General features: G+C 69.6%; 17 protein-coding genes. 13 read left to right on the top strand and 4 right to left on the bottom strand.

Annotation, left to right across the window (positions count from 1 at the left end; translation table 11 throughout):
• The first annotated feature begins 37 nt into the window (after window positions 1-37).
• The gene (locus AX744_RS15425; protein WP_061017818.1) at window positions 38-1,192 is read left to right on the top strand and encodes an epoxide hydrolase family protein; all 1,155 of its coding nucleotides are present in this window, start codon (window positions 38-40) and stop codon (window positions 1,190-1,192) included.
• A gap of 143 nt (window positions 1,193-1,335) precedes the next feature.
• Here AX744_RS15425 and AX744_RS15420 read toward each other — a convergent pair whose 3' ends face one another.
• From AX744_RS15420 to AX744_RS15410, 3 genes are read right to left on the bottom strand one after another with little or no spacing between them, the layout of a single operon-like run.
• The gene (locus tag AX744_RS15420; protein WP_061017816.1) at window positions 1,336-1,761 is read right to left on the bottom strand and encodes a DUF1801 domain-containing protein; all 426 of its coding nucleotides are present in this window, start codon (window positions 1,759-1,761) and stop codon (window positions 1,336-1,338) included.
• The gene (locus AX744_RS15415; protein ID WP_061017815.1) at window positions 1,758-2,330 is read right to left on the bottom strand and encodes an HhH-GPD-type base excision DNA repair protein; all 573 of its coding nucleotides are present in this window, start codon (window positions 2,328-2,330) and stop codon (window positions 1,758-1,760) included. The genes AX744_RS15420 and AX744_RS15415 overlap by 4 nt, the downstream gene beginning before the upstream one ends.
• 33 nt (window positions 2,331-2,363) lie before the next feature.
• The gene (locus tag AX744_RS15410; RefSeq protein ID WP_061017813.1) at window positions 2,364-3,659 is read right to left on the bottom strand and encodes a glutamyl-tRNA reductase; all 1,296 of its coding nucleotides are present in this window, start codon (window positions 3,657-3,659) and stop codon (window positions 2,364-2,366) included.
• An 87-nt stretch (window positions 3,660-3,746) separates the two neighbouring features.
• On the opposite strand from AX744_RS15410, the gene hemE reads away from it, so the two are divergent.
• From hemE to hemL, 10 genes are all read left to right on the top strand, one after another.
• Complete coding sequence (gene hemE / locus AX744_RS15405; protein ID WP_061017811.1) at window positions 3,747-4,769, top strand: uroporphyrinogen decarboxylase; 1,023 nt, start codon at window positions 3,747-3,749, stop codon at window positions 4,767-4,769.
• A gap of 96 nt (window positions 4,770-4,865) precedes the next feature.
• Window positions 4,866-6,458 (top strand): protoporphyrinogen/coproporphyrinogen oxidase, encoded by a 1,593-nt coding sequence (locus tag AX744_RS15400; protein WP_061017809.1) that lies wholly within the window; start codon window positions 4,866-4,868, stop codon window positions 6,456-6,458.
• A 180-nt stretch (window positions 6,459-6,638) separates the two neighbouring features.
• Window positions 6,639-7,085 carry a hypothetical protein gene (locus tag AX744_RS15395; RefSeq protein WP_046747488.1) on the top strand — a complete coding sequence of 149 codons (447 nt, stop codon included), beginning with the start codon at window positions 6,639-6,641 and terminating at the stop codon, window positions 7,083-7,085.
• 1 nt (window position 7,086) lies between these two features.
• The gene (locus tag AX744_RS15390; protein ID WP_046747489.1) at window positions 7,087-7,494 is read left to right on the top strand and encodes a phage holin family protein; all 408 of its coding nucleotides are present in this window, start codon (window positions 7,087-7,089) and stop codon (window positions 7,492-7,494) included.
• Complete coding sequence (locus tag AX744_RS15385) at window positions 7,481-7,753, top strand: hypothetical protein (protein WP_046747490.1); 273 nt, start codon at window positions 7,481-7,483, stop codon at window positions 7,751-7,753. The genes AX744_RS15390 and AX744_RS15385 overlap by 14 nt, the downstream gene beginning before the upstream one ends.
• A gap of 130 nt (window positions 7,754-7,883) precedes the next feature.
• Complete coding sequence (hemQ, locus tag AX744_RS15380; RefSeq protein WP_046747491.1) at window positions 7,884-8,564, top strand: hydrogen peroxide-dependent heme synthase; 681 nt, start codon at window positions 7,884-7,886, stop codon at window positions 8,562-8,564.
• A gap of 4 nt (window positions 8,565-8,568) precedes the next feature.
• Window positions 8,569-9,564, top strand: coding sequence for a hydroxymethylbilane synthase (hemC, locus tag AX744_RS15375; RefSeq protein ID WP_058631692.1), 996 nt, complete (start codon window positions 8,569-8,571; stop codon window positions 9,562-9,564).
• Complete coding sequence (locus AX744_RS15370; protein WP_046747493.1) at window positions 9,561-10,358, top strand: uroporphyrinogen-III synthase; 798 nt, start codon at window positions 9,561-9,563, stop codon at window positions 10,356-10,358. Before hemC ends, AX744_RS15370 begins: the two co-directional genes overlap by 4 nt.
• Window positions 10,355-11,332 (top strand): porphobilinogen synthase, encoded by a 978-nt coding sequence (gene hemB, locus AX744_RS15365; RefSeq protein WP_058631691.1) that lies wholly within the window; start codon window positions 10,355-10,357, stop codon window positions 11,330-11,332. Before AX744_RS15370 ends, hemB begins: the two co-directional genes overlap by 4 nt.
• Window positions 11,333-11,354: 22 nt before the next feature.
• Window positions 11,355-12,677 carry a glutamate-1-semialdehyde 2,1-aminomutase gene (gene hemL, locus AX744_RS15360; RefSeq protein ID WP_061017807.1) on the top strand — a complete coding sequence of 441 codons (1,323 nt, stop codon included), beginning with the start codon at window positions 11,355-11,357 and terminating at the stop codon, window positions 12,675-12,677.
• A 104-nt stretch (window positions 12,678-12,781) separates the two neighbouring features.
• On the opposite strand, the gene AX744_RS15355 is transcribed toward hemL, so the two are convergent.
• Window positions 12,782-14,281: an HNH endonuclease signature motif containing protein gene (locus AX744_RS15355; RefSeq protein WP_061017804.1), complete on the bottom strand. Its 1,500-nt coding sequence runs from the start codon at window positions 14,279-14,281 to the stop codon at window positions 12,782-12,784.
• Between the two features lie 133 nt (window positions 14,282-14,414).
• Between AX744_RS15355 and AX744_RS15350 the strand changes: the two genes are divergently transcribed.
• Window positions 14,415-14,864 (top strand): hypothetical protein, encoded by a 450-nt coding sequence (locus AX744_RS15350; protein ID WP_046747664.1) that lies wholly within the window; start codon window positions 14,415-14,417, stop codon window positions 14,862-14,864.
• Window positions 14,865-14,988: 124 nt separating this feature from the next.
• On the top strand, window positions 14,989-15,199 hold a 211-nt coding region (locus AX744_RS15345; protein ID WP_157543626.1), incomplete at its 3' end, for a hypothetical protein.

The raw sequence follows: 15,199 nt of genomic DNA, 5'->3' as shown, positions 1-15,199 counted from the left end.
GAACGAATCCAACCTAATGCGCTCCTATCTTCGAGCTATGGACAACACGACGCTCAGCTTCCGCCCCTTCACCGTCTCGGTCTCCGCTGCCGAGATCGCCGATCTCCACGATCGCCTCGCCCGCACCCGCCTTCCGCAGCCCTGGCCGACGGACGACTGGGATGCGGGCACCCCCAACTCCTACCTGCGTGAAGCCGTCGCCGCCTGGCGCGACTTCGACTGGGCAGCCGCTCAGGAGAGGATCAACGCCGTCCCGCACTTCACCACCGAGATCGACGGCCAGACGATCCATTTCCTCCACGTGCGTTCGGCTCACGAAGGTGCGACCCCACTGCTGCTCGCCCACACCTACCCCGGCTCCTCGATCGACTACCTCGACCTGATCGATCGGCTGGTCGATCCCGTGGCGCACGGCGGCCGTGCCGAGGACGCGTTCGACCTCGTGATCCCGGATGCACCGGGCTACGGGTTCTCGCAGCCTCTGGCGTCGGCGGGGTGGACGACGGCGCGGGTCGCGGAGGCGTACGACCGTCTCATGCGCGGTCTCGGTTACGAGAGCTACGGCATCCACGGTTCCGACAACGGCGCCATGGTCGCTCGGGAACTCGGACTGCGGGAGCCCGAGGGCTTCCTCGGCCTGCACGTGCTGCAGCTGTTCTCGTTCCCCTCGGGTGACCCCGCGGAGTTCGAGAAGCTCGAGCCTGCGGACTACGCCGGCCTGGAGCACATGCAGTGGTTCCAGTCGGTGGGCGGGTACAACACGATGAACTCGTCGCGTCCGCAGACCGTGTCGGTGGGGATCAGCGATTCCCCGGTGGGGCTGCTGGCCTACAGCGAGCTGTTCAACTCGTTCGGCAACGGTACGTCCCTGGTGCCGCTGGAGAAGATCCTGCTCGAAGTCAGCGTGAACTGGTTCGCGAACGCGGCATCGGGCATGAGCCGCAGTTACCTCGAGAACGCCAGGGCGGATGCCGCTGCTGCTGCCGAGGGCGTAGAGCCGCAGATCAACGCCGCGCGCACCGGGGTCGCGGTGTTCGCGGACGACTTCCAGACGATCCGGGTCTTCGCCGAGCGCGACAACTCGAACATCGTGCACTGGAGCCGCTTCGAGGAGGGAGGGCACTTCGCCGCCCTGGAGCGCCCCGACCTGCTGGCCGGCGACATCCGCGCGTTCTTCGCCCCGCAGCACTGACTCCTGTCACGTCGGGCCAGACCCACGCTCCTCGCCGAGACCCATCCGCGCAAACGCTGTTGCGGATGGGTCTCGGCGCGCAGCATGGGTCTCGAACCTCGCGAGCATGCGAGCATGCTCGTGGCGCGACTCTTCGCCCGGACTCAGCCCGTGACCGTGAGGCGCACGCCCTCGCTGCCGCCGGCCTCGACCCAGGCCAGCGAGCGCTCCAGGATGCCGCGCAGCACGTCCAGATCGACCTGCTCCAGGTCTTTGATGTACAGGCAGCCGACACCGGTCGTGTGGGGGCCGAGCTCCGCCAGAGCTTCGGTGTGCGCGTCCACTCCGTCGAACAGGTAGATCGTCGTCGCGGCCTTGCGCGGGGCGAAGCCGAGCAGCCCGCTGTCGCCCTCCGTGCCGGTGGGGTAGCGGTAGTGGCAGGAGCCGAATCCGATGATGGTGCCCCAGGTCTGCGGCTCGCGACCGGTGATCTCCTGCATGAGCGCGGTCAGCGTCTCGGCGTCCCTGCGGCGCACTGCGGGGGAGGAGCGGGCGATGAGCCCGGCTACGTCATCCCCCGTCGGCTTCACTTCGTGGCCTTCGCCGCCGCCTTCATGGCCTTCTTGTGCTCGCGCACCTTGGCGAGGGAGTCGGGCGAGACGATGTCGGCCACGCTGCGGTACGACCCGTCCTCGCCGTAGGGGGCTGATGCCTCGCGCCAGCCCTCGCCGGTGAAGCCGTACTGCTTGCCGAGGAGGGCGAGGAAGATCTTGGCCTTCTGCTCTCCGAACCCGGGGAGTGCTTTGAGCCGCTTGAGCACCTCGGGTCCTGACGGGTCGCCCTGGGTCCACAGCGCGGCCGCGTCGCCGCCCCAGTCGTCGACCAGGGTCTGGCACAGCGTCTGAACGCGCGTCGCCATCGACCCGGGGAACCGGTGCACGGCGGGGGTCTGCTTGAAGGCCTCGAGGAACTCGTCCGGCGCCATGCCGGCGATGGTGGCGGCATCAGCCGCTCCGGTGCGCTGCTCGATCTTGAGCGGACCGGCGAACGCGGTCTCCATCGGCACCTGCTGGTCGAGCAGCATCCCCACCAGCAGAGCCAGCGGGTTGTCGGTCAGCAGCTCGTCGGCGGCGGTGTGTCCGGTGATGTGAAGGGCCATGCCTCCAGTCTGCCACCGCGTGGGCTGAGCGCGTCAGGCGCTGGCGGCGTCGTCCACGGAGTCGGCCTCCGGCGCGATGCCGTACAGGGCGGCCAGCGCGGCGGTGAACTCGTCGGCGCGGCCCGCGGCAGCGAGTTCGTGCGCACGCACCGTCGGGGTGTGCAGCAGCACGCCGGAGAGGTGTCGCAGGGCCTGCTCGACCTTGCCGTCCTCGTCGCCGCGTGCGCGGGCCCGGGCGATCTCCCGCTCGAGCAGCTCGAAGATGTGCGAGCGGAAGGCCACGACCGACGGGGTCACACTCTGGCGCGCGCCCACCACGTGGAAGGTCTCGGCGGCCTCGCGGACGACGCTGCGAGCGGCATCCGTCGCCTGCAGCTCTTCGAGGGGCGCGTGCAGTCGGATGGTCTCGAGGTCGAGCAGTGCGACGCCCTCGAGCGACGCGACGGCGGGGTCGACGTTGCGGGGCATGCCGAGGTCGACCACGAGCTGACTGTGCGTGCCGACGGGGCAGCCCGCCGCGGCGGGGCCGGTCGGCAGCTGCAGGTGCTCAGGGCCGAGGACCGGTTCCGTGGCGGTGGTGCAGGTGATGAGAAGGCTCGACCGTGCCGCGGTGCGGGCGTACTCGTCGGCGGTGATCGGCCGGATGCCGTGCTTCGCGGCGAAGACCTCGGCACGGCCGGAGGGCGAGTACACCGAGATGTTCACGGCGCCGCGCTCGCGGAGCGTCGCGAGGGTGACGGCCGCGTAGGCGCCGGTTCCGACCAGCAGCACACGCTCCGCAGACCAGTCGGCGATGCGGCTGTCGGCGAGTTCGAGCGCGAGGCGCACCAGAGAACGACCGGCGCGGCCGAGGGCGGTCACGTTCTTGACCTTGCGCTGAGCCTGGCTGGCGCGCTGGAAGAGGCGCTCGAGCTCGGGCGAGGTGGTGCCGTCCTTGCGAGCGGACTTGAGGGCGCGGCGCACCTGACCGGCGATCTCGCCCTCTCCGGAGACGACGGACTCGAGCCCGGATGCCACGGAGAACAGGTGCTCGGCGACGCGACGTCCGGCGTGGACGGTGTAGGCGCCGTCGAGGTCGGCGGCGGGGATGCCGGTGGCGGACTCGACCGCTTCGATCACGGCTTCGACGCCGATGGCGCCTGCGGCGGTGACCGGTTCGTCCATTTCCACGTACGCCTCGAAGCGGTTGCACGTCGCCAGCACGACCGCACCCTGCACACACGGCGTCATGCCCACGATGGTGGGAGCGACGTCGTCGGGGGTGCGGCTCAGGCGTTCGAGCAATTCGAAGGAGGCGGTCTTGTGACTCGCCGTGACACACAGCAGCACAGATCGATTGTACCGGAGCGTCTGCGGGCGAAGGGTCGGTAGCTCGAACTCGGCGGCTCCATAAGGGGTGGATGGGAGGATGGGAGTATGGCCCTCTCCGATGCCCCGCTCCTGCGCGCCCTCGCCGGCGACCGTCCCGCACACGCCCCCGTGTGGTTCATGCGGCAGGCGGGCCGCTCCCTCCCGGAGTACCGCGAGCTGCGTGTGGGCACCCGGATGCTCGACGCCTGCCTGACTCCCGACCTCGCCGCGGAGATCACCCTGCAGCCGGTGCGCCGTCACGGTGTGGACGCGGCCGTCTTCTTCAGCGACATCGTCACCCCGCTGCGGCTCGCCGGGGTCGAGGTGGAGATCGAGCCGGGTCGCGGTCCGGTGTTCGCGAACCCGGTGCGCACGGCGGCCGACGTCGAGCGCGTCACCGCGATCGATCCGGACGATCTGGACGGCACGGCCATCGCCGAGGCCGTGCGGCTCGTCACGGCCGAGCTCGGCGACACCCCGCTGATCGGATTCGCGGGCGCCCCGTTCACCCTCGCCGCCTACCTCGTCGAGGGCGGGCCGTCCAAGGAGCACCTGCGGGCCAGGGCCATGATGCATTCCGACCCGGAGTCGTGGAACCGCCTCGCGGGCTGGTTGGCGCGTGTCTCCCGTCGCTTCCTCGAGACCCAGCGCGACGCCGGGGCATCCGTCGTCCAGCTCTTCGACAGCTGGGCCGGTTCCCTCAGCACGGCGGACTACCGCGCCTTCGTGGCCCCGCACTCGCACGCCGCCCTGTCCGGCATCGGCCTGCCGACGATCCACTTCGGGGTCGGGACAGGTCCCTTCCTCGCCGACATGCGCCTCGACGGTGTTGCCGACGGCGTGGGTGTCGACTGGCGGCTGCCCCTCGACGAGGCCGCTGCGATCCTGGGGCCGGATGTCACGGTGCAGGGCAACATCGACCCCGCGCTGCTCTCCGCACCGTGGTCGGTCCTGGAGGCCCATGTGCGTGACGTCGTCGAGCGGGGTCGCGCGGCGCGCGGGCACATCCTGAACCTCGGCCACGGCGTGCCGCCGGAGACCGACCCGGATCAGCTCACCCGCATCGTCGAGCTGGCGCACACGATCTGACCGTCACCGCCCCCTGCGGAATCGTGCGCCTGATCCGTAGATCCGTGACGGTGAAGCGTCCGGGCGGGAGAACGGGGCGGTGCGAGAATTGACGGCATGAGCCCTGAGTCCTCGTCCGCCGAGCCCTTCGACCTGGCCGCCCGCGCGGCCGAGAAGCACGTGGTGGTCGTCGGTGGGGGCATCGGAGGGCTCGTCGCCGCGCGCGAATGCGCCAAGGTCGGGATGCGCGTCACCGTCCTCGAGGCCGAAGCGGTGCTCGGGGGCGCGATCCGCCGGGTCGACCTCGACGGTGTCACGGTCGATGCCGGGGCGGAGAGCTACGCCACCAGGGGCGGCCTCGTCCGCGCCCTCGTCGAGGAGCTCGATCTCGCCGATCGCATCGTGGTGCCGCAGGCCGGTGGCGCCTGGCTGGCAGGCATCCCCGGTGTCGGAGCTGCCCCGCTTCCGGCGGGCGGCATCCTCGGCATCCCTTCGAATCCGTTCCAGCCCGACGTCCGTCGCATCATCGGGTGGTCGGGTGTCTGGCGCGCATACCTCGATCGGGTGCGTCCGCCCCTCACGATCGGGCACCAGCTGAGCCTCGGGAAGCTCGTCGCGTCGCGCATGGGGGCGAAGGTGCGGGATCGACTCGTCGCCCCCGTGACGACGGGCGTCTACTCCGCGTCTCCGGACGACGTCGACATCGACGTCGCGGCCCCGGGGCTCAATGCCGCCCTGACCAGGGTCGGCTCGCTCTCCGGCGCGGTGCAGACCCTCCGCGACGAAGCCGCGGCGAAAGCTGCGGCGACAGCGCCGGAGGCCGACGGCACCGCCCCAGTCGTGGCGAAGACTCCTGGAGCTGCCGTCGAGGGCCTCTCCGGGGGGATGAGTACCCTCATCGATGCGCTCGCCGCCGACCTGAAGCGCCTCGACGCCGATGTGCGCACGGGCGTTCGGGTGCGCAGTCTCCGCAGGACGGGTGCGACGTGGTCTGTCGAGGCCGAGTCCGCGACGGATGCGGAGCACGGCGGTGAACCGGCGCTCGAGGGTGCACCGGCCGATGAGGACGTCGCGGCGGAATCCGCGCCACCGGTGATCGAGGAGCTCGACGCGGACGCCGTCATCATCGCGACGCCCGAGTCGACGGCGCGAGGACTCCTCGCCGCGGTGATACCGGACCTCCAGAAGACGCAGGCCGCGGCCTCGCCGGAGATCGAGATCGTCACGCTTTTCCTCGACGCCCCCGAGATCGCGTCCGCCCCACGGGGAACAGGTGTGCTCACTGTTCCGGGGAGCCACACGGCCAAGGCCCTGACGCACTCGACCGCGAAGTGGGGCTGGGTGGGGACTGCGGCGGGTTCCCGGGAGATCGTCCGCGTGTCGTTCGGAGCTCAGGGCGAGCCGGCCGCCACCGCTCGGCTGAGCGATGACGCGGCGGCTGCACTGGCGCGGAGCGAGGCGGCCGCCCTGCTCGGAGTCGCCATCGCTCCCGAAGCCGTGATCGCCTCGCATCGCGGTCGGTTCGTCCAGTCGCAGCCCGCATCGATCATCGGATCCGGCGAACGGCGCACGGCCGCGCGCGCGGCGATCGAGGCGGTGCCCGGCATGGCCGTGGTCGGCGCCTGGCTTGCGGGGACAGGGCTCGCCCAGGTGATCCCCGACGCCAGGGATGAGGCCGACCGCCTCCGGCGCTTCCTTCTGTGGGACTGAGCGCTTCGACGGACTGAGCGCCATGACCGAGAGAGCGCTCCGTGTCAACCCTCTGACCCATAGATGCCGAAATCGGCATACGGGGTTACGCTGGGTACCTGGCCGCGGGGTGCGAGAGCCTGCGACCGATCCCAACCGGGCGAATCTGGCCGGACTACCGGAACAAGGTGAGGAGACCCCATGAAGGGGAAGATCGGACTCGTCGTCGGACTCGGCGTGGGCTACGTCCTCGGCACCCGTGCCGGACGTGAGCGCTACGAGCAGATCAAGACGCAGTGGCTCAAGGTGTGGCACCTCGATCCCGTGCAGGAGCAGGTCACCAAGGTCAAGGGCTTCGTCGGCGACAAAGCCGCAGCCGTCCCCGGTGCGCTCTGGACCGGCGTCGTGAAGGTCGCGAAGTCCGTCAGCGGCAACGGCACGCCGGGTCAGCGCCTCGACTCCGCGATCGCCACCGGTCGTGAGGCCGCAGAAGACCTGGCCGAGGCGACGGAGGAAGCGGTCGAGGCGGCGAAGGCCACGGCTTCGTCCAGCAAGACCTCGACGTCCGCCTCTTCCAAGCCCGCCGCGAAGAAGCCGGCTGCCAAGAAGCCCGCCGCGAAGTCGGCCACCAAGAAGTCCGGCGCCTGACATGCCCCGCGGATACCGTGATCGTGCCGACGACAGTCTGCTGACTCTCCTCGGGGATCTGCCGGAACTCGTCACGAATCTGGTCAAGGCCGAGATCGACGCGGCGAAGGCGTGGATCTCGCGCACCTCGAAGGACGCCGGCATCGGTTCCGTGTGGTTCCTCGTCGCGCTGTTCTTCCTGTTCTGGGCCGTGCCGGTGATCCTGGTCTTCGCGATCGCGGGTCTGTCGTCATGGTGGCCCGTATGGCTGTCCGCGATCGCGGTGTTCGGCATCCTGATCCTCGCGGTGCTGCTGTTCGCTCTGCTGGGCGTCCTCAAGTTCCGCAAGGTGCTCGCGCGCCAGAATCCGGCTCAGGCCGTAGCCGAAGACATCCGAATCGTGAAGGAGGCCGGCGATGACGAATTCTGAGTCGCTGCCGCGCACCGCCGTCCCCGGCGGGATCGTCGACCCGGTCGCCTCGGCTCGTGCGGAGCTGAAGGCCGCCCTCGCCGCGATCGAGATCAAGGGGAACATCCCGCGCCGGGTCGAGAAGGCGTCGACGCGTGCGGTGGCCAGGGCGCGCGTGTTCGCCGACCGCAACCCGATCGGGGCGGTCGCCGCCACCGTCGGCATCGCGGCGGCGGTCGGCGGCGCGGTCTGGGCGATCGCACGCTTCATCTCGCGCTGACACGCATCTCGCACTGACACGCATCTCGCACTGACACGCATCTCGCACTGGTGCGCAGCATTCCAGGATGTCGTGAGGCACCCGTCCGGGTGATTAGCGGCTCCTGCGTAAACGAGGCAGACTGGGGAGCATGATGTCCGAAGAGCGCGATGAGAACCCGTCCGGCTTCACCCTCTGGGCCGTCTGGCGACGAAACCCCGACGTCCCCGTGACGGAGAACGACTCGACCGAGCTCGAGACGATCGTCTCCTACATCGAGGATTCGGGCGTGACCGTCCGCGGTTTCTACGACGTCTCCGGGCTCAAGGCCGACGCCGACCTCATGGTGTGGCTGCACGGTGACACGGCGGAGGAGCTGCAGAAGGCGCTGCGCCGCCTGCGTCGCACCGAGCTGCTGCGCTCCCTCCTCCCGGTGTGGAACGTGATGGGCGTGCATCGCGACGCCGAGTTCAACCGTTCGCATGTGCCGGGCTTCCTCCGCGGCATCGGCCCCAAGGACTGGCTCTGCCTCTACCCGTTCGTGCGCACGCCGGAGTGGTACCTCGCCCCGGAGGAGGAGCGTCGCACGATGCTCGCCGACCACGGACGCAAGGGCGCGGCATTCAAGGGCGTGCTCGCCAACACCGTCGCCTCGTTCGCGCTCGGCGACTACGAGTGGCTGCTTCCGCTCGAGGCCGATGAGCTCACCGACCTCGTCGACATGATGCGCGATCTGCGGTACACCGACGCCCGCCTGTACGTGAAGGAGGAGGTGCCCTTCTACACGGGGCGCAGGCTCCGGTTCGACGAGATCGCGGACGTCCTCCAGTAAGCGCATGAGCACTCCCATCCGTCTCGGTACCCGTCGAAGCGCGCTCGCGCAGGCGCAGTCGGGTCATGTCGCCGCGGCTCTCGAGAAGCTGTCGGGGCGCCGGGTCGAACTCGTACCGATCACCAGCGAAGGCGACACCAACCGCGCGTCGCTCTCCGAGATCGGCGGGCAGGGCATCTTCGCGACGCGTCTTCGCGAGGCGTTGTTCGCGGGGGAGTGCGACTTCCTGGTGCATTCGCTGAAGGATCTCCCCACCGCCATCCCTGAAGGGCTCGTGATCGCGGCGACCCCGAAGCGCGAAGACCCGCGTGACGTGGTCCTGACCCGTGACGGCACCGCGTTGCACGAACTCCGCTCGGGAAGCACCGTCGGTACCGGCTCACCGCGACGCATCGCCCAGGTCCACCGGCGAGCACCCGGCGCCGAGGTCGTCGACATCCGCGGGAACGTCGATTCCCGGCTCGCCAGAGTCGTCTCCGGTGAGCTGGACGCGGTGATCCTCGCGGCAGCCGGTCTCTCGAGGCTCGACGCGAAGTCGCCGCTCCGACGCGAAGAGCTCGGTCTCGCAGAATGGCCCACCGCGCCGGGACAGGGTTCGCTCGCGGTCGAGACCCGGGCGGACGCCCCGCAGGAGCTGCTCACGGCCCTCGCCGGTCTCGACGACACCGACACGCGTCTGGCCATCACCGTCGAGCGCGCGATCCTGCAGGGCCTGGATGCCGGGTGCCAGGCACCGATGGCCGCTCACGCCGTCGTCGACGGCTCCTCGATCCGCGTCAGGACCGTCGTGTACGCCGCTGACGGGGGTCGCCGGATCGGCCTCGACGTCACGGAAGACCTGAACGGGGAGTATATTCGTCGGAACGGCAGTGGCAATGGAGCGGATGCTGCCGATGGTGCAGACCCGATGCACGCAGCGCGCGAGCTCGGGTTCACTGTTGCCCGTCGGCTGCTCGATCAAGGGGCGGCCGGCCTCGTATCCCGAGAGCAATCCTCATGACCACTTCCGAAATCAAGCAGGACCGACCGCTGGACGGCTGGCGCATCCTCGTGCCCCGTGGCGGGCCGTGGGGCGACAGCGTCGCCGCGAGCCTGCGCGCGCTGGGCGCGGTCCCCGTCGTCGCCCCGCTCATCAACTTCGCGCCGACGACAGACCAGGCGACGCTCGACTCGGCGTTGGCGCAGCTGGCCGCCGGGGAGTTCGACTGGCTGACGGTCACGAGCGCCACCACCGTCGACGTGCTCTTCGCCCACAGGGCGGTCGTGCCGCGTTCGACCAAGATCGCCGCTGTCGGCGAGACGACCGCGGCGGCTCTGCAGGCGGTCGGCTACGAGGTCACGCTGGTCCCGGAGCAGGACAACTCCGCAGAGGGGATGGCACAGCAGCTCATCGCCCTCGAGAAGGAGCCGCGCCGCATCCTCGCGCTGCGCAGCGAGATCGCGAAGCCCGTGCTCAGCCGGCTGCTCTCCGAAGCGGGCCATGATGTGCACGGTGTCGTGGCGTATCGCACGGTCGGTGTCCCGGTCACGGAGCGGATCCGCCGCGATGTGGAGAACGGTCGGATCAACGCGATCCTCATCACGAGCGGTTCGGTCGCCGAGCAGGTGCGCGAGCAGTTCCCGGAGATCCCCGACGACACCCTGCTCGCAGCTATCGGACCCCGCACCGCGAAAGACGCGCAGCGCGCCGGGCTCCCCGTTTCGGTGGTGGCCGACCGTCAGACGATCGACGCCCTGATCGAGGCCGTCTCGCACTTCACCCTTCCGCACGCGGCCGACGAGTTCGCGCCGTGAGCTTCCCCGACGTGCGACTGAGACGACTGCGGCAGTCTCGCGCAGTGCGCGATCTGGTGCGCGAGACCTCGCTGCTGCCGGGGCAGCTCGTCCTCCCGCTGTTCGTGCGAGAGGGCATCACGGAGCCCGTGCAGATCGGGTCGATGCCCGGTGTCGCTCAGCACTCCCTCGATTCGCTGCGTGCGGCCGCGGTCGAGGCTGCGGAGGCGGGGGTCGGCGGCGTGATGCTGTTCGGCGTCCCCGAGGTGCGCGACGCCCTCGGCTCGGGTGCCGATGATCCGCATGGGATCCTCAACGTCGCAACCGAAGCGCTGGCGGCAGAGGTCGGCGACGCGCTCGTCGTGCAGACCGATCTGTGTCTCGATGAGTTCACCGACCACGGACACTGCGGCGTGCTCGCGGCCGACGGCTCCGTCGACAACGATGCGACGCTCGAACGGTACACCGCGATGGCTCTCTCCCAGGCGCGCGCGGGGTCGCAGCTGCTCGGGCTGTCCGGCATGATGGACGGCCAGGTCGCCGTGATCCGCAAGGCGCTCGACAGTGAGGGCTTCACGGACACGCTCCTGCTGGCCTATGCGGCGAAGTACGCGAGCGCGTTCTACGGACCTTTCCGGGAGGCAGTGGACTCTCAGCTGAAGGGCGACCGTCGCACGTACCAGCTCGATCCGGGAAACCGTCGCGAGGGCGTGCGCGAAGCCGTGGTGGACGAGGCCGAGGGTGCGGACATCGTCATGGTGAAGCCGGCGATGGCCTTCCTCGACGTGCTCCGCGAGGTGCGCGACACCGTGAGCATTCCGGTGTGGGCATATCAGGTCTCCGGCGAGTACGCGATGATCGAGGCCGCCGGTGCGAACGGGTGGATCGATCGTCGAGCAGCCGTTCTCGAGTCCCTTCTCTCCATCCGCCGCGCCGGTGCGGATGCGGTGCTCACCTACTGGGCCACCGAAGCGGCCGGCTGGCTGCGCGACTGATTCACCGAGGAGCACTCCTTTCATGAACGACCGTAACGACGACCTGTTCTCCGCTGCCCGCGCGGTCATCCCCGGTGGGGTCAACTCCCCGGTGCGTGCTTACGGTTCGGTGGGCGGGACGCCGCGGTTCCTCGCTTCGGCGAAGGGGGCGAAGGTCACGGATGCCACCGGCCGCGACTATGTCGACCTCGTCGCGTCGTGGGGCCCTGCGCTGCTGGGGCACGCGCACCCGGAGATCGTCGCCGCGGTGCAGGAGGCCGCAGCTCGTGGCCTGTCATTCGGCGCTCCGACGGAGGGCGAGGTCGAGCTCGCCGCGTTGATCGCCGACCGTGTGCGGTTCGGCGAGATCCGTCCTGTCGAGCGCGTGCGTCTGGTCTCCACGGGTACTGAAGCGACCATGACGGCCATCCGCCTTGCGCGGGGCGCCACGGGTCGCGACCTGTTGGTGAAGTTCGCCGGTCACTATCACGGGCATTCGGATGGCCTTCTCGCCGAAGCAGGTTCCGGCGTCGCGACGCTCGCGCTTCCGGGGTCGGCAGGTGTCCCGGCACCGATCGCGGCGCAGACGCTCGTGATCGGGTACAACGATCCCGAGGCGCTGGCTGCGGTGTTCGCCGAGCACGGCCAGCGCATCGCCGCGGTCATCGTCGAAGCCTCTGCCGCGAACATGGGCGTCGTGGCCCCGCTGCCCGGTTTCAACCGTCTGATCGCGGAGACCGCCCACGCCCACGGAGCGTTGATGATCCTCGATGAGGTGCTCACCGGATTCCGGGTGCACCCGGCAGGGTTTTGGGGTCTGCAGGCCGCTGCGGGCGAGGACTACCTGCCGGACATCTTCACGTTCGGCAAGGTCGTCGGTGGAGGCATGCCCCTGGCCGCGCTCGGTGGTCGAGCCGATGTCATGGATCTGCTCGCTCCCCTTGGGCCGGTCTACCAGGCGGGCACTCTCTCGGGGAATCCGCTCTCGGTCGCAGCGGGTCTCGCGACGCTGCGGCTCGCGACACCGGAGGTCTACGCGACGGTGGACGCCGCATCTCTTCGAGTCTCTACCGCCCTCGACGCGGCCCTCACCGACGCCGGCGTGACGCACGCGGTGGCCACCGCGGGCAACCTGTTCAACGCCTCGTTCCGCGCGTCGGCGCCGAGGGACTACGCCGAAGCTCAGGCTCAGGAGTCGTTCCGCTATGCGCCGTTCTTCCACTCGCTGCGTGAGCAGGGGGTGGCGCTTCCCCCGAGCGTCTTCGAGGCGTGGTTCCTGACCGCGGCCCACGGTGAGGACGAGCTGCAGCAGATCGAAGCCGCTCTTCCTGCCGCGGCCGCTGCGGCCGCAGATGCTCGTCCATAACCGCGCGTTGGTGACTGTGCGTTCGTGAGGGCGCGTCCAGGACCGCGCGTCCAGGACCGCGCGTCCGTGACTGCGCGTCCGTGAGGGCTCGTTCGGGACCGCGGTCAGACGAACATGACGCGGCGCGGTGATGCGTCGGTGTAGCACCGGCCGAGCGGGCTGGTCCACTCGATGTCGCCGCCGGGGGTCTGTCTCGCGCGCCATCGGTGCTTCTCGGCGATGTCGGGATGCCTCAGCGCGTGGTGCCCGACGCAGAAGTGGCTCAGGTTGTCGATCGACGTCGCTCCGCCCTTCGCATGGTCGTGATTGTGGTCGATCTGACACCGGTGGACGGGTGTGCGGCACCCGGGAAATCGACAGTGCTGGTCTCTGGCCTGGAGATGCCGCCGCATCGCCGCCGTCGGGGCGTAGGCGGCTGTGGCCGTCACGATGCCGGCGCGGTCGAGGAAGAGGCGGGACCAGCCGCCGTTGCGTCCGGCGAGGTCGCGGGCGATGTCGGGGTGCAGTGCACCGATGCCGTCGAGCTCGGCAGGCCGTTCGTCGATTCCGGCCAGCGTCTCGGCAGCGATCGTGACCTGGATGCGGGCGTGGATGCCCTCCAGACCTGTGCCCGCCGCGGCAGAGGGATCCGTGGTCAGGAGCAGGTCGCTGAGCAGGTCGGTGCGGACCGCATCGATGCCTCGCTCATCGGTCGGGGCGGATGGGGCACCGAGTGACGGATCCGTCGTGAAGGTGTCTCCGTCGCCGAAGATGACGTGGGCGTCGACGCGTGCGTCGCCGGTGTCCGGTCCGCAGGGTGGCTCGCTGTCGTACGGGTGGCTGTTGAGCACAGGGTCTTCGCGATGGGAGTCGTCGGCTCGCAGGTCCTGCAGAAAGACCCGATCGGCGCCCGAGTCGAGGTCGTCCGAGGACAGCGCCGGTGTGTCATCGCCCGGAGAGGGATGGTCGCCTCGTGTGGCGATGACGTGCTGTGCGAGCCGGGTCAGTCGGTCGAGGATCGCGTGGGCGAGATGCTCCGGCAGCACGACCTGCAGCAGCGCGAGGCCGTCGTCGAGCGACCGCAGCGTGACTGACCGCTCCCCGTAGGCCCGCCGATGGCGCTCGACCACGGTCTCGCAGGCGAGGGACGACGCGACGCGGCGCACGATCGCGCGGGCGCGTGCGGGAGAATCCTGCTCCGCGACGACGAGTGCGGCAGTGTCGTACAGGGTGAGCGCCTCGGTGGCGGCTCGACCATCGCGAACGGCCTGCCGCACGATGGCGCCCTCGCGCACGATCTCCCGAACGTGTGCCGCACTGATCGCGCCGCGTCGGAACGCGTCTCTGACGACGGGGTGCTCGGCTTCGAGGAAGAGGGCGTCTGTGAAGGCGTACTCGATGCTGCCCTTCGACACGCGACCGGTTGCCGAGTACTCGGCGATCATCGAGCGGTGGATCGCCTCGCGGTGCTGCGGCTGCTCGTGGACATCTTCTTCCTGCAGCCGCAGACGATCGGCGAGCAGCGCAGACGCTTCTGCCTCGAGGATCGCGATGCGTCGGCGCTTCTCCACCCACGCGTCGAGCAGCGTCTCGCGCTGATCGACGTCGTTCGTGGAGTGACCCATGAGTCGAGTATAGTACATATGTTCGAATCGAGGAAGGGGATGTGGATGACTGGTGCTGATCGACAAGGGATCGTTGCGTTCCTGTGAGCAACTTCCAGACAACTGGCAGGGCCACGCTGGCAGACTGGGGGACATGGTGACGTTGCTGCTGGACCAGACGCAACTGGAGGTCGTGCTCTCGCCGATCGAACGTGCCGCCACCTTCCACCGTGACAACCTCCGGATCGCGCGCGACACCATCGCCAAGGTGCAGCTGACCGAAGATGCCTGGACCTGGCTCCGCGGCGTGCCGAACCCCGGCACGCACATCCCCGGCGTCCTCGCTGCCGGCAGCTGGAAGGCCGCGGGCAGCCTCGACTTCGTGCTGATCCGTCGCCGTCGTCCGAGCGTCGTGATCGATCTCGAGGGCGACGAGCAGTACCGCCGTCTGATCCTCACCACGAGCCACGGGCTCGCGCTCACGCAGGCTCTGCGACTCGACGTGTCGGATGAGCCCGCCAACGTCGAGGAGATCGTGGCGACCGCGCCTGTGCCGGTCTCGAAGGGGCGCCGTCGTCCGGTCATCCGTCCTCGGCCTGCCTGACGCGAGGCGGCTCAGGCTTATGAATCCACGGTCGACCCGCCTCTGAATGCGGAACGCCCTCCGGGCCGAGAGGCCGGAGGGCGTTCGTCGTCAGCCGAGTCGCTCAGTTGCGACCGTGTTCGTCGTGACCGTGCTCGTCGTGACGGTGTTCGTCGTGACGGTGTTCGTCGTCAGGCTCGCTCTGCTCGCCGGCACCGGCGTCGGCGGTTCCGGACTGCTCGGTGCCGTGTTCGTCAGCGCCGAACCCGTCGGGCAGAGACTCCTCGGTGGGCGACTCCTCCGTGGGGGATTCCTCAGCGCCCGGCTCCTCGGCTTCGGATGCGGCGGTGTCGCCC

It is taken from the genome of Microbacterium sp. CCH5-D1, assembly GCF_001557335.1.
Classification (GTDB): Bacteria; Actinomycetota; Actinomycetes; order Actinomycetales; family Microbacteriaceae; genus Microbacterium; species Microbacterium oxydans.
This window is presented reverse-complemented; position numbering and strand designations above follow the sequence as displayed.

Excerpts from the sequence above, each read along its gene's own strand:
- AX744_RS15425 (WP_061017818.1), top strand. The coding sequence starts at position 38 with ATGGACAACACGACGCTCAGCTTCCGCCCCTTCACCGTCTCGGTCTCC.
- AX744_RS15415 (WP_061017815.1), bottom strand. The coding sequence starts at position 2,330 with ATGGCCCTTCACATCACCGGACACACCGCCGCCGACGAGCTGCTGACC.
- hemE (WP_061017811.1), top strand. The coding sequence starts at position 3,747 with ATGGCCCTCTCCGATGCCCCGCTCCTGCGCGCCCTCGCCGGCGACCGT.
- AX744_RS15400 (WP_061017809.1), top strand. The coding sequence starts at position 4,866 with ATGAGCCCTGAGTCCTCGTCCGCCGAGCCCTTCGACCTGGCCGCCCGC.
- AX744_RS15395 (WP_046747488.1), top strand. The coding sequence starts at position 6,639 with ATGAAGGGGAAGATCGGACTCGTCGTCGGACTCGGCGTGGGCTACGTC.
- AX744_RS15390 (WP_046747489.1), top strand. The coding sequence starts at position 7,087 with ATGCCCCGCGGATACCGTGATCGTGCCGACGACAGTCTGCTGACTCTC.
- AX744_RS15385 (WP_046747490.1), top strand. The coding sequence starts at position 7,481 with ATGACGAATTCTGAGTCGCTGCCGCGCACCGCCGTCCCCGGCGGGATC.
- hemQ (WP_046747491.1), top strand. The coding sequence starts at position 7,884 with ATGATGTCCGAAGAGCGCGATGAGAACCCGTCCGGCTTCACCCTCTGG.
- hemC (WP_058631692.1), top strand. The coding sequence starts at position 8,569 with ATGAGCACTCCCATCCGTCTCGGTACCCGTCGAAGCGCGCTCGCGCAG.
- AX744_RS15370 (WP_046747493.1), top strand. The coding sequence starts at position 9,561 with ATGACCACTTCCGAAATCAAGCAGGACCGACCGCTGGACGGCTGGCGC.
- hemL (WP_061017807.1), top strand. The coding sequence starts at position 11,355 with ATGAACGACCGTAACGACGACCTGTTCTCCGCTGCCCGCGCGGTCATC.
- AX744_RS15355 (WP_061017804.1), bottom strand. The coding sequence starts at position 14,281 with ATGGGTCACTCCACGAACGACGTCGATCAGCGCGAGACGCTGCTCGAC.
- AX744_RS15350 (WP_046747664.1), top strand. The coding sequence starts at position 14,415 with ATGGTGACGTTGCTGCTGGACCAGACGCAACTGGAGGTCGTGCTCTCG.